Below are 14,310 nucleotides of genomic sequence, written 5' to 3' on the forward strand. Positions count from 1 at the left end.
AAAAATAAATACACACAGCGTCAATACCCGGCAAATCACCCTTTAAGTACCGCATCAGTACCGCGTTTTTGGTAAGCGATACGCCAAACAAGGATTTATTGTGTCTGTTAGTTCTGATTCTGCAAAACCTGCCCAGCCAAATTCTACCAATGAAACAGTGTCTCAGCCTGCCGAAAACAGTGCTGCACCCAATCGTATGCCATATTTGAGTAACTTTGGCAGTGATGTTGCCAATAGTTGGCTATTGCCTGATGGGGTGGTTGATGTACTGTTTGAAGATGCGCATAAGCAAGAAGTGCTTAGACATCAGTTAATCGAGCAGCTTATTACTCATGGTTATCAGCTGGTTTGTCCGCCGATGATCGAGTTTACTGAGTCTTTGCTAAGTGATGCGTCAGAAGATCTGAAACGTCAAACCTTTAAGATTATCGATCAGTTGACTGGTCGCCTAATGGGCGTGCGCGCTGACATCACCCCGCAGATTTTGCGTATAGATGCGCATCATGGCGGTACAGGTATTGCGCGTTATTGCTATGTGGGCGATGTGATTCATACCTTGCCATCAGGTCTGTTTGGCTCACGTACGCCGCTACAGTTGGGTGCTGAGATATTTGGCTGTGCGTCATTAGCGGCAGATATTGAGCTGATAGATGTGCTGTTTACGATGGTAAATAAACTCAATATGAGTGCAGCGCTTCATATCGATTTGGGTCATGTAGCGATATTCAAACGTTTGGCTGAATTGGCTGAATTGTCAGACAGTGATACTGAGCAATTGATGTACTTATATGCCAACAAAAACCTACCAGAGCTTAAGCGTGTTTGCCGCGCTTTGCCAATGGGTGATGATTTTTATGTATTGGCACGCTTTGGTCACGATATCGCAAACCTATTAGCCAAATTATCAGATGCGGCGCAGCAAGACAGCCAAATCGCAACGGCAATCGATGAGCTACAGCGTCTGAAAAACTATCTACAAGACCAATGGCAGTGCCCAGTCAGTGTTGATGTGACTGAGCTATCAGGTTATCACTATCACACTGGCATCGTCTTCAATGGTTATATCAATAGCGAAACGCAGCCACTAGTACGTGGTGGTCGTTTTGATGGTATGCAAAGCCAGACGCAAGCGTTACGCGCGGCCACGGGCTTTAGTATGGATGTTAGCCGATTGCTGGCTCATACACAGTTAGATGCGCCAACCGTTGTCTTGGTTGATTTTGCCGCTTTGTCTAATGCAAGTACAGATGAGATGCAGACGCTACTGCAACAAGTAGAGAGTCTACGTCAGCAAGGCTATCGCGTCACTATGCCGTTAGATGCACAGGACAGTCCAGATGATGTTACGCATCGTTTGAGTATGTCTGATGACAGTCAATGGCAGCTACAAACTGTTTAGCTGTCTGATAGTAGGCGATTGAATGGCGCACGCAGCGCACGCAGCGCACGCAGCGCACGCAGCGCACGTAGCCAAAATTATTCAGTACAGATTACGAGAACGTAAAATTATTTGTTAGATATCTCAGTGTTTCTATTTCATAAATCACTGAGATAAAAAGATATAGCTAAGAAAATCATTTTAATTTTTCAGCTTTTATTGCACACACCTCAATACATAAAGGTAAGGATTGATCATGGGTAAGAATGTTGTAGTTTTGGGTAGCCAATGGGGCGACGAAGGTAAGGGTAAAATCGTTGATTTACTTACCGAAAAAGCCTCAGCAGTAGCCCGCTTCCAAGGCGGTCATAATGCTGGTCACACGTTGGTTGTCGATGGCAAAACCACTGTCTTGCATTTGATTCCATCAGGTATCTTGCGTGAAGGCGTCACTTGCTTTATCGGTAATGGCGTGGTGTTAGCACCTGACGCACTACTAAAGGAAATGAAAGAGCTAGAAGACAACAACGTACCAGTACGTGAGCGTCTACGTATCTCTCCTAATTGCCCACTTATCATGCCTTATCACGTGGCACTTGACCAAGCTCGTGAAGCCAAGCGTGGCAGCGGTAAAATCGGTACAACAGGTCGCGGTATCGGTCCTGCATACGAAGACAAAGTAGCACGTCGTGCGATTAAACTTGCTGATTTGTTCCGTGAAGATCTAGAGGAAAAACTACGTAACCTAATCGAATATCACAACTTCCAACTGACTGAGTATTATAAAGTTGAAGCGATTGATTTTGATGAGACACTTAAGCTTTGTAAAGAGTGGAAAGAAGAGATTAAAGGTATGGTTACTGATGTAACTGAAGACCTAAATCAATTACGTCTAGCTGGCAAAAACCTAATGTTTGAAGGTGCTCAAGGTACGCTACTTGATATCGATCATGGTACTTATCCGTTTGTAACCAGCTCAAGCGTAACCGCTGGCGGTGTATCAACGGGTACAGGTATCGGTCCATTGTACTTAGACTATGTGCTTGGTATTACCAAAGCCTACACTACGCGCGTTGGTAGTGGTCCGTTCCCAACTGAATTGTTCGATGATGTTGGTGCTCACTTAGCCAAAGTCGGTCATGAATTTGGTGCAACAACTGGCCGCGCCCGTCGCTGTGGTTGGTTCGATGCTGAAGCATTACGCCGTGCAGTAGTACTTAACTCTATGTCAGGTATCTGCTTGACCAAGCTTGACGTACTAGATGGTCTTGAAGAGTTGCTAATCGGTGTAGGTTATAACCTACCTGAAACTGAGTGTGCAGGCGCGCATGATGCTGAATTCTACGAGTCAGTCACGCCTAAGTACGAAACCATGCAAGGCTGGAGCGAGTCTACGGTTGGTATCACTAACTATGATGAGCTTCCAGAAAACGCTAAAAAATACATCAAACGTATCGAAGCATTGATTGGTTGCCCAGTGGATATTATCTCAACTGGTCCTGATCGCGAAGAGACTATCGTATTGCGTGATCCGTACGACGCTTAGTTTTTACTATAAACTTGATTAAATAGTTTTTAGTATTAATAAAAACCCCAATGCTAAGCGTTGGGGTTTTTGCTTTTGTTAGAACTTATAGCATTATCAACGACTAATGCACAATAAATTTACTTTTATGCAAGGTATGGTCATAAATTAACCCTATCATTTATGGCCTTAATCATTATAATAGGCAGCAATCCGATGTTGGCGCTTATGGTTATACACTGATATACCATGAGTTGTGTAAAACAGTCCAAGTCAACATTGTGGCTAAAGCTAAAACAACGCATTAATTTTTCATATTTTATTGAATTTATCATTTATTAGGAGCTTCTCATGGCTAACGAACGTACTTTATCTATCATTAAACCTGACGCAGTTGCTGGCAACCACATCGGCGCTATCTATAGCCGTTTCGAACAAGCTGGTCTAAAAATCGTTGCAGCTAAAATGCTACAACTTGATGATGAAAAAGCAGGCGGTTTTTATGCTGAGCACGCTGAGCGTCCATTTTACAACGACCTAAAGTCTTTCATGATGTCAGGTCCAGTATTGGTATCAGTACTAGAAGGCGAAAACGCTATCGCTCAGCATCGTGAAATCATGGGTGCAACTAACCCAAAAGAAGCTGCTGAAGGCACTATCCGTGCTGATTTCGCTAGCAGCATCGACGAAAACGCAGTACATGGTTCAGATTCAGCTGAGTCAGCAGCACGTGAAATCAGCTACTTCTTCAGCGATGATGAAGTTTGTGCACGTACACGCTAATATAGTAAACCAGCTATAAGCTTTTACGGCGTTCGATTTGTTTGAGGTAACTGCTATAATAAGACAGTTACGATTTAGACTGATCTTACCTGTATGAGTTTTATACTTGATTGACTATAGACGAATTATTTACAACATTGATTGTTTATAATTGGTTTGCGAGACGGCTTATATCTTATGGGTATAGGCCGTTTTAGCTATTATAATAATCCTATAATCAAAGAATTACTAAACTGCTAGGGCGTCACCCTCATCAGATGTACTACTTGTACAATCTGCAGTTGGCTGCCTTGTATCCGCTTTAGAGTTCTGTAGTTATATTATTCATTGAAATTCTTAGTGACTTGCCTCATTATTGATTTTACTTAGCGTTATCAATCCCTTATCAGCATGTTTTTGTCAATTTAGAAAACTGCGCTCATAGCGGATTGCTCATGCACCCATGTATGTATGGCAAAGCCCATATAAATAATTGCACCGCTTATCTAAGCTTCTGCAAAAAGGTTACCTATTATGTCAACTGTTCAAGCACCTACTCAGCACGTACCTGCTAAGATTACTGATAGCATCAAGCTAGTAGATGAGGTACATGCCAAAACCAATCTATTGGGTATGACGCAAGCGCAATTGGCTGACTACTTCAAAAGTATCGGCGAAAAACCATTCCGCTCAACTCAAGTGATTAAGTGGATTTATCAGCATGGCGTGACAGATTTTGAGCAAATGACCAATTTGAGTAAGTCATTACGAGACAAATTGTCGCTTAATGCTTGTGTGGTACCGCCTAAAGTAATTCATCGTCAATACAGTGATGATGGTACACGTAAGTGGGTATTTGAAGTCACTGGCGGCTCGTTGGTTGAGACGGTGCTTATCCCTGCAGATGATAGCAAGTTAAATGGCCGTAAGACATTATGCGTGTCTTCGCAAGTAGGCTGTGCACTAGACTGTAGCTTCTGTAGTACAGGTAAGCAAGGGTTCGAGCGTGACTTGAGTGCGGCTGAGATTATCGGTCAGTTATGGGTCGCTAATGCGTCATATATGACAGATGAAAATGAAAGTTTAGAAAACGTCGACCATAGCCTATGGGAAAATAACGTCACCAACGTAGTGATGATGGGCATGGGTGAGCCGCTATTGAACTACAAGCCTGTAGTAGGCTCAATGGAGCTGATGCTAAGCGATCATGCTTATGGATTATCAAAGCGCCGCGTCACGTTATCAACTTCTGGTGTCGTCCCGAAAATGTATCAGCTAGCACAAGACATCGATGTGGCATTGGCCATTTCACTGCATGCGCCAAATGATGAGCTGCGTAATGAGTTGGTACCAATTAACAAAAAATATCCGTTAGAAGAGCTGATTGCAGCGGCAAAAAACTATGTCTATGATGTCAATCCACGTCATAAGAAGCACGTTACGATTGAGTATGTGATGCTTGATGGGGTCAATGATAGCAATGAGCATGCCCATCAGTTGGTTGCGTTATTAGAAGGGTTACCAAGTAAAATTAACCTTATTCCGTTCAACCCATTCCCGCATGCACCCTATGACAAATCAAGCAACAACCGTATTCATGCGTTTAGCAATATACTGAGCGAAGCAGGTTTTGTTTGTACCATTCGTCAAACCCGTGGTGATGACATTGATGCTGCTTGTGGCCAATTGGTTGGACAAGTGGCGGATCGTACTAGACGCTCAGCCGCATGGCAGCAAAGCATTAAAGATCGTGAAAGCGTTTAGCACGTTCTCTAGAAGATAAACGCTATATTCGACTGGTATAGCGTTTTAGCTGTCTTTTGTCTGTCGCAATGGTAAGAAAATGTAGCAATGATTGTCAAGATTGCAGAACGTGGCAATTAATAACAACTAAATTGTACTTATAGGGGTTAAATCTATTAAACTGATGTTTCTTTGATCGAACGCATTGAATCCCAGTTTTATGATGGCGGCTATGATGACTTCTAAAAATTCTTGTCAGTTCAAATATCAAAAATCATTTTCTAAATTTTATAAGCAGTCGAGTATCAGTGCTGCCCAAACCGCTTTGCCAAAGCGTGCAGTGCTGTCAGCAGTGTTTGGCGTTCTTATATTAAGTGGCTGTCAGACCACCCCGACTAATGATTTGCTAGGTAACTCTCCTTATCAAACATCTACGCGCGCTAGCAATGATCGAAATTTAGATCAGCAGGAAATCGCCCGTGTGCGTACCTCACTTGCCGCGCAATACATCCGAAAAAATGAGCTAGATACCGCGCAGCAGCAGCTCGAAAAAGCCTTTGCTGCCGATAGCCGTTATGCGCCAGCCTATGATATGATGGGCGTTTTGTTGCAGCAAGAAGGCAGCCGTATCAATCTAGCCAAAGCTGATGAATATTTCAAAAAAGCAATCGCGCTAGATAAAGACTTTGTACAAGCACACAATAATTATGGCGTGTATCTGTCACAGACAAAGCGCTATCGTGAAGCAGCAGAACAGTTTGAGATTGCAGGGGCGACGCTAGGCTATGAAGGCCGTATTGGCGCGCTAGAAAACCTAGGTCGTACTTATCTACAGTTAGGTGATAATAGTGCTGCTTCAAAAGCATTTTTACGGGCACTCGATGGCAATCGTAATAGTATTATTGCTCATATCGAACTGGTAGATTTGCTACTCGACCAACAGCGTGTACCGCAGGCACAGAGACTGTATGATGAGACGCTGATATTGGTGCAAGGGCAGGGTATTAGCCCGCGCTTGCTCTTACAAGGTATCAAGCTTGCAGCAGCACAAAATAATATAACAACGCGCCAGCAATTGGCACAGCAGCTTTTATCCGCTTATCCGCTAAGTGATGAAGCAAAACAACTTAAGACTTGGCTTAACAATCCAGAGGCACCATGGAAATGATCACCCCATCATCTAACACTCAATCTAACGCTCAGGGATCATTTGGTGCCGTGTTGCAGCAAGCCCGTAAAAACAAGCAAGTAACTTTAGAAGCAGCGGCGGCTGAGCTGTTCATTCTAAAGCGTCATCTAGAGGCGCTAGAAAGCGAAAACTTCGCTGAGCTACCACAGGCTGCGTTTGCTCGTGGTTTTGCGATTAACTATGCTAAATATTTGGGCTTAGACTCAGCAAAAATCGCTAGTAGCTTCGATGCCGCTTATCCTAATGAGTTAAAGGCCAAATCAGCCAGCAATATCGATACGCCACTGCGCCCAATGGGGACGTTGCAGCGTGATACTCATAACCGTATCCGCTTTAACCCGCTATTGATCATAGGTGTTATCGGATTGATTATCTTGGCGGTTTTCCTATTTCGCATGGTAAGTAACGCTAGCAAAGAAAATACCCAAGAGCCTGTATCAGCTGTTGAAGACATGTCGGCGATAGAGCAAGCCCAAGGTGCCGCCATCAATAGTGATGCAAGTGGCGTTGGTGCTTCTGGCTCTGCATTGAATCTAGGTGATGCTGCAACGACTGCTACCCTAAACCTTGTATTAACAAGCGATGCTGTGGTTAGTATCACGGATGCTTCTGGAAACAGTCTGATAAATGGTTCTCAGTCAGCAGGTAACTATGACTTGTCAGGTATGCCACCGTTTAATGTGCAAATTGATAATATCGATAATGTTAGCTTGATGCTCAATCAACAACCAGTCGCGTTAGATACGTATGCAACAGATAAGCAAGCCACTTTCGAATTGGCACCATAGTTAATTGTATAAGCGCCAAATTTGAATAAAGCACTCATATGTTTGGATGAAGCATCTATGTGTTTGAATAAAGCAAATATGTATTTGAATAAAGCGAATATGTGTATGCTGATTTAGCTGGTTTATATTATATGTACAAAGGCCTAGGGCTTTTCTATTTTTGATTCAAGGATTTATGTATGTCAATGCCATCGCCTATTAATCGTCGTTTAACCAAAAAAATCTATGTCGGTGATGTCGCGGTTGGTGGTGATGCACCAATTAGCGTACAGAGCATGACCAATACTGATACCTGTGATGTAGCAGCGACGGTCGCTCAAATCGAGCGTTGTGTCGAAGCAGGTGCAGATTTGATGCGTGTATCTACGCCAACGATGGATACCGTTAAAGCCTTTGGTGAAATTCGCAAACTGGTAAGCGTGCCTTTGATCGCTGATGTGCATTTTGATCATAAAATCGCTTTGGCCGTTGCTGAAGCAGGCGCTGATTGTTTACGTATTAATCCGGGTAACATTGGTAGCGATGCTAAGGTACGTGAAGTGGTCGCTTGCGCCAAATATCACAATATTCCTATTCGTATTGGCGTGAATGCTGGCTCTTTGGAAAAAGACATACAGCGTAAGTATACTGAGCCAACTGGCGAGGCAATGCTAGAATCGGCAATGCGCCATATCGATATTTTAGAGCGTCTTAATTTTGACCAGTACAAAGTCTCTGTCAAAGCCAGCAACGTGTTTTTGACATTGGATGCTTATCGCTTAATATCAGCGCAAATTGATAATCCATTACATTTGGGCGTGACGGAAGCGGGTGTCTACCGTACGGGCGCTGTCAAATCCGCTATTGCATTAGGTGGATTATTGCTAGACGGTATTGGCGATACCATTCGTATCTCGTTAGCAGCTGAGCCTGAAGAAGAAATTAAGATTGGTTTTGATATTCTAAAATCGCTTAATATCCGCTCGAACGGTGTAAACTTTATCGCCTGTCCAAGTTGTTCGCGTCAAGAGTTTGACGTGATTAAAGTAATGACAGCGTTAGAGTCGCGCCTAGAAGATATTCGTGAACCGATGAATCTATCTGTGATCGGCTGTAAGGTGAATGGTCCAGGAGAGGCAAAAGAGGCCGATATTGGCATCGTTGGTGCTGCCCCTAGATCACTGGTCTATCGTATGGGTGAAAAAAGCCACCTTATCGATACAGGCAATCTGGTTGATGAAATAGAAGGTATGGTTCGCGCCCATGCAGAAGACTTAGCAAAAAAACGTGAGAATGAAATCATTCGCGTAAAATAAGCCATAGAATAGATTGATGCGTTAGGCTATATCGTCATAGCATCAATTAGATATAGCGCTTATTTGAATGCATAGAAAACAATAATAGAATACCTGTTAAACATTTAAGGATACGACCGTACCATGATCAAAGCTATCAAAGGTTTCAATGATATTTTGCCTGACCAATCCGCAAAGTGGCTGCATTTAGAAGCGATATTGGCTGATGTACTTGGTAGGTACGGTTACGAGCATATTCGCTTGCCTATCGTTGAACAAACGGATCTATTTTCGCGTGCTATTGGCGGCGCGACTGACATCGTCGAAAAAGAGATGTATAGCTTTACTGATAAATCTGAGCCGCCAACGCCGTTAGCGTTACGTCCTGAAGGCACAGCTGGAGCAGTACGTGCAGTTATCGAGCACAACTTGCTACGTGGTGACACGCCCAAGCTTTGGTACATCGGTCCGATGTTCCGCTACGAGCGTCCGCAAAAAGGCCGCTATCGCCAGTTTCATCAGTTAGGTGTCGAGAGCTTTGGTAGTGCACTACCAGATGCAGATGCTGAGCTGATTGCAATGACTCATCTGATGTGGCAAGAGTTAGGCCTCAACAATGAGATGCGTCTGCAACTAAACAGTTTGGGTGAGCTAGATGAGCGTTATGCTTATCGCGAAGCATTGGTTGCCTATTTAACTGATAAAAAAGACCAGTTAGACGAAGACAGCAAACGCCGCCTAACGACTAACCCTTTACGTATCTTGGACAGCAAAGAGGCGAGCACGCAAGCAGTATTGGCAGATGCGCCAAAGCTTGCTGACTTCTTGGGTGAAGAGAGTGTGGCGCATTTTGAGCAGGTCAAAGCCTATCTGACGGCGCTTAATATCGATTTTGAAATCAATCCGCACTTAGTACGTGGCCTTGATTATTACAATAAAACGGTATTTGAGTGGGTAACGGATAAGCTTGGAAGCCAAGCTACTGTTTGTGCGGGTGGTCGTTATGACGGGCTAGTAGGGCAATTAAAATCAATCGGTACAGATGGTAGTAAACCAGTAAAATCTGAGCCTGGTGTTGGTTTTGCAATGGGGCTTGAGCGTTTATTGCTACTTATAGAAGCAGTTGCGCCGATTGCTGATATACCTGCTTGTGATGTATTCGTGGTGGCCCATCCTGAGGTGTATAGTGCTGGTATAAGCTATGCACAGAACTTACGTCACAGTCGTCCAGATGTACGAGTAAAGATGGCCAGTGCCACGAGTCTAAAAGCGCAAATGAAAAAGGCAGACAAGTCAGGCGCGGCATTGACAGTCATCATTGCACAGCAAGAGCTGGATGATAATACGATTAGTATTAAAGACATGCAGACAGGTGAGCAAAAGACGGTCGCCCAAGATTGGCTATCAAATAAAGATAACTTTTCTCGTCGCTAGTCAGTTTTTAACTAATCAGCTTTGTTTGTCGCACTAGCAATTTAATGTAAATTTTATCAGGTAAATATATATGGCTCTGACACCTAATTCGCCGAATGCAGATAACTCCATGCAAGCGTTAAAGCAATATGGTAGTTATATCGTCACTGCGATTTTGTTAGCACTGGCCGCCTACTTTGGTTGGACGTACTGGCAAAACAACCATGCGCGAGTAGATACCGTCGCCGCCGATCAATATGCTGATATTCAGCAGCTAAACGAAGAGGTCAAACTGGCCTCGCAAAACCCAGATTTAGAAGCAGAAGCTCAAGAAGCACTTACCCAAAGTCGTAGCCAACTAGACAAAGATATTGATACTTTGGTCGGCACGCATGGTGAGTCGGTTTATGCATGGCAAGCGCTAATGATAAAGGCACGTCAGCAAGTAGACAATGATGACTTTGCAGCAGCGACTGAGACATTCAAAAAAGCATTGGCCATCGATTTGGGTGATGCTGGTCTAGAAGCGATTACTCGTTTACGCTATGCAAAAACGTTATTGGCCGCAGGTGATACAGATGCTGCACTGTCAGAAGCAAACAATGACATGCCAAGCTCGTTTGAAGCAAGTCAGCAGGAGTTGCTAGGGGATATTTACTTAGCGCAAGACAATAAAGACTCAGCGATTAAATCTTATAGCAATGCGTGGGAGCTATTACGTAGCCGTCAAGAAACGCGTGCAGTATTGGCATTAAAGATGGAGAGCTTAGGTATCACGGCTGAGCCGATTGCTGAGCAAACCAGTCTTATTCAAGAGCCATCTGCTCCTGAGCCATCGCTAGTGATGGATACCTCGAATGAAGTCGCTGTCGAAGCAGGACAGTAAGTCAGTAGGCTAGATATTAAGTCAGTAGTATAGTATTGAGAGTTGGTAATCATCCAAAGCTCTTTTTTAATATAACCTAATGATTACTAATTTGCGGTTGGCCAATTTACCAATTAATAATAATTTATCTGTAGTGAGAACATACAATGACTCAATCTATTCGCTCTAGCAAAATGTTAAACACCAAGACTATCAAAAAGACAGTCATGCATGTGGCCGTACTGGCAGTAATGAGCACGGCAGTGATTGGATGTAATCGCGGTATTAAGCCGGTCGTTAATGATCCGGTAAAATTGGTGCAAATCGCTCAGCCGATTAGCGTACTACAGCCTGTATTTAGTACCGATGTCGGCAATAAAAAAGCCAGCAAAAAAGATCCGCTAGATTTGCAAGTTGGCTATGCCAATGGTCAAATCGTTACTGCATCACGCGGTGGTGAACTGTCAGGGTTTAATAGTGCAGGTGAGCGCGTATGGTCAATCAATGTTGACGACCAAATCACCGGCGGTGTTGCAGTAGACGCATTGAGCCAGACAGCTATCGTTAGTACTCGTGGTGGCAAGGTCATGGCGTTTGATAGCACGACTGGTGCAAAGCGTTGGCAGCAGCAGTTATCAGGTTCGGTTTTGACGCCAGCACTGATTACCAATAATCGTGTGGTATTATCAGCGAATGATGGTTTCTTACATGGTCTGTCGCTGCAAACTGGACAATCGGTATGGCAGTTCGCAACTCAAGTACCTGCTATCAGCGTTCGCGGTAGCGCTGCGCCAACTTTATTAGACAATGAGACAGCGCTTTTGGCGACAGCTGATGGTCGTTTGCACGCAATTACTGTCGATAACGGTCTTCCGCTATGGTCAAGACGTGTTGGCGTAGGCGCTGGTAGTAGTGAAGTTGAGCGCATGAGTGATGTCGATGGCAAACCTATAGTAGATAAAAATCAGTTGTTTGCGATCAGCTATAGTGGTCAGCTATTAGGTATTGATTTAGCCTCGCGTCAGGTAATGTTCGTCAATGAAATTGCGAGTCTCAAATCACTGGCGGTAAATACTCAGAAAGTTATCGCTACCAGTTTAGATGGCAAAGTAGTTGCTTATGATCGCAACAGTGGCGAGACACTCTGGGAAAGTGACGAATTGGCTTACCGAGATCTTACCAATCCTGTGATGATTGGCAACTATATCGCCATTGGTGACTTTGATGGCGTAGTGCATTTGTTTGATCCTGCTACGGGTAGCATTGTCAGCCGCGTAGAAACAAAAGGGGCGTTGACCAACTTGCAAGTACAAGGTAGCCGTTTAATGACTCAAAGTACGTCAGGACAAGTTGCTATCTGGCAATTAGTGCGCTAATAACTATATAGATAAGTGATTATCGGTGATTAATGAAGTGTAATATTTCACTATAGCCGTTAAGCCTATTCTTGATTGTCATTTATGAAACACAAACGCTGCTTAGTCAGCGTTTAGTGCTTTGTGTAAATTGCTTGTTTAAACACAGGCTTTCGCGTACTCTATGCGACCGATGTGCTATCCATATATACTACTTATTTATGTATAATATGTATAATGAAGCCATCCTATATACTATTCTTAATCGTAAAATAGCCATCTATTATTTTTGCTATTGTTCTATCATTCATTTTAATTCACGGTCAATTGCAGCATATCTATTACTATTGTTATGTCACTGGTTATAAGAATAACTGTACTGCCCGTCATTGTGCCTTTCACTGAGAGTAACCCATGAGTATCAAGCCTGTGGTCGCCTTAATTGGTCGTCCAAACGTCGGTAAATCCACCTTATTTAATCAGTTCACTAAAAGTCGGCAGGCATTGGTCGCTGACCTTTCAGGATTGACTCGTGACCGTCAGTACGGTGATGCAACTTATGAAGACAAATCTTTTATCGTTGTAGATACGGGTGGTATCGGTGAAGCTGATGACGGTAGCGGTAATATTGATGACTATATGTCTGAGCAGTCGCATACAGCAATCCATGAAGCAGATATCATCGTATTCGTCGTTGACGCTCGTGCCGGTATGATTGGGGCTGATGCTGAAATTGGTAAGTTTTTGCATACGTTAGGCAAGCCTGTCTATGTTGTTGCCAATAAAGTCGACGGTGTACATGATGCAGCACCTGCTGAGTTTTATGCATTAGGATTGGGCGAACCATATCCGATGGCAGCCAGTCATGGTCGCGGTGTGGGTAACTTACTTGAAGTGCTAACGGCTGATATGCCTGAGCAAGAAAATATAGTAGAGCCAAGAGGCTTGAAGCTTGCCATTATTGGTCGTCCAAACGTTGGTAAATCGACGCTCGTCAACCGCCTGCTTGGCGAAGATCGAGTAGTGGTATTCGATATGCCAGGCACAACGCGTGATAGTATTTATATTCCTTATCAGCGTGAAGGTAGAGACTATGTTTTGATCGACACTGCGGGTGTACGTCGCCGTGGTAAAATCGATGAAAAAGTAGAAAAATTCTCTGTCATCAAGACCTTGCAAGCGATTGAAGATTCTAACGTAACCGTGATTGTCATTGATGCTCACGAAGGTATCGTGGATCAAGATTTGCATATGATCGGCTATGCGCTTGACGCTGGACGAGCGTTAGTCGTTGCGATTAACAAATGGGATGGTCTAACGCAAGATCAAAGAGACTATATCAAGCTTGAGATGGATCGCCGCTTTAGCTTTATTCCTTATGTAAAAATACATTTGATTTCAGCATTGCATGGTACAGGTGTCGGTAATTTATATCCGTCTATCTTACGTGCGTACAAATCTTCAATGTTCGAAGTATCGACCAACCGTTTGACTCAGATTTTGCAAGATGCGGTAACGGCCAATCCGCCACCGACCGTTGCTGGACGTCGTATCAAGTTGCGTTATGCACATATCGGTGGCCACAATCCACCCGTTATTGTGATTCATGGTAACCAAACCAGTGCGCTTCCTAAGAGCTATCAGCGTTATCTAGAGAACCAATTCCGTCAAGTATTTAAGTTAGAAGGCACACCGCTTAACGTTATCTTGAAGCAAAACGATAACCCATATGCGAATAAGAGCGACACACCGACTAAGGCAAAAGCTCAGCAATTGCGTCAGCGCGAACGTAATAGATCACAGAAATTTACTACCAAAGATAAAAAGCCTCGTTAATCCTCGTATTTTAGGCTTTATATCTTTAGCTTTATGATTAATGTCATCGCGTTCGATAGCGCGATGACATTTTTCTATTAATACGCTATAGTTTGGGCTCATCAATAGCTATCTCAGTGCTTCAAAAATACTCAAATGTTTTACTTATCACATCTTTAAAATACCTGTACTATAAATGAAAG

General features: G+C 43.5%; 11 protein-coding genes. All 11 read left to right on the forward strand.

The window, feature by feature from the left end:
• Window positions 1-100: 100 nt before the first annotated feature.
• The 11 genes from IEE84_RS03530 (at window position 101) to der (ending at window position 14,128) form a co-directional block, all read left to right on the forward strand.
• On the forward strand, window positions 101-1,399 hold the full coding sequence (locus tag IEE84_RS03530; RefSeq protein WP_191114867.1) for an ATP phosphoribosyltransferase regulatory subunit: 1,299 nt from the start codon (window positions 101-103) through the stop codon (window positions 1,397-1,399).
• 235 nt (window positions 1,400-1,634) lie between these two features.
• A complete protein-coding gene (locus IEE84_RS03535) occupies window positions 1,635-2,924 on the forward strand; it encodes an adenylosuccinate synthase (protein WP_057759029.1) in 1,290 nt (429 codons plus the stop codon).
• Between the two features lie 330 nt (window positions 2,925-3,254).
• On the forward strand, window positions 3,255-3,686 hold the full coding sequence (ndk, locus tag IEE84_RS03540; RefSeq protein ID WP_057759031.1) for a nucleoside-diphosphate kinase: 432 nt from the start codon (window positions 3,255-3,257) through the stop codon (window positions 3,684-3,686).
• Window positions 3,687-4,199: 513 nt separating this feature from the next.
• The gene (gene rlmN, locus IEE84_RS03545; RefSeq protein WP_191114868.1) at window positions 4,200-5,429 is read left to right on the forward strand and encodes a dual-specificity RNA methyltransferase RlmN; all 1,230 of its coding nucleotides are present in this window, start codon (window positions 4,200-4,202) and stop codon (window positions 5,427-5,429) included.
• Between the two features lie 211 nt (window positions 5,430-5,640).
• Window positions 5,641-6,576 carry a type IV pilus biogenesis/stability protein PilW gene (gene pilW / locus IEE84_RS03550; RefSeq protein ID WP_224737881.1) on the forward strand — a complete coding sequence of 312 codons (936 nt, stop codon included), beginning with the start codon at window positions 5,641-5,643 and terminating at the stop codon, window positions 6,574-6,576.
• Window positions 6,573-7,385 carry a helix-turn-helix domain-containing protein gene (locus IEE84_RS03555; RefSeq protein ID WP_191115367.1) on the forward strand — a complete coding sequence of 271 codons (813 nt, stop codon included), beginning with the start codon at window positions 6,573-6,575 and terminating at the stop codon, window positions 7,383-7,385. Before pilW ends, IEE84_RS03555 begins: the two co-directional genes overlap by 4 nt.
• Window positions 7,386-7,564: 179 nt before the next feature.
• A complete protein-coding gene (gene ispG / locus IEE84_RS03560; RefSeq protein WP_057759039.1) occupies window positions 7,565-8,680 on the forward strand; it encodes a flavodoxin-dependent (E)-4-hydroxy-3-methylbut-2-enyl-diphosphate synthase in 1,116 nt (371 codons plus the stop codon).
• 123 nt (window positions 8,681-8,803) lie between these two features.
• Window positions 8,804-10,093 (forward strand): histidine--tRNA ligase, encoded by a 1,290-nt coding sequence (hisS, locus tag IEE84_RS03565; RefSeq protein WP_191114870.1) that lies wholly within the window; start codon window positions 8,804-8,806, stop codon window positions 10,091-10,093.
• Between the two features lie 70 nt (window positions 10,094-10,163).
• The gene (locus IEE84_RS03570) at window positions 10,164-10,958 is read left to right on the forward strand and encodes a YfgM family protein (RefSeq protein WP_191114871.1); all 795 of its coding nucleotides are present in this window, start codon (window positions 10,164-10,166) and stop codon (window positions 10,956-10,958) included.
• Between the two features lie 146 nt (window positions 10,959-11,104).
• A complete protein-coding gene (gene bamB / locus IEE84_RS03575) occupies window positions 11,105-12,313 on the forward strand; it encodes an outer membrane protein assembly factor BamB (RefSeq protein WP_191114872.1) in 1,209 nt (402 codons plus the stop codon).
• A 393-nt stretch (window positions 12,314-12,706) separates the two neighbouring features.
• Window positions 12,707-14,128, forward strand: a complete 1,422-nt coding sequence (gene der / locus IEE84_RS03580) for a ribosome biogenesis GTPase Der (protein WP_057759046.1) — start codon at window positions 12,707-12,709, stop codon at window positions 14,126-14,128.
• The last annotated feature ends 182 nt before the right edge of the window (window positions 14,129-14,310 follow it).

This window comes from Psychrobacter sp. 28M-43 (assembly GCF_014770435.1).
Classification (GTDB): domain Bacteria; phylum Pseudomonadota; class Gammaproteobacteria; order Pseudomonadales; family Moraxellaceae; genus Psychrobacter.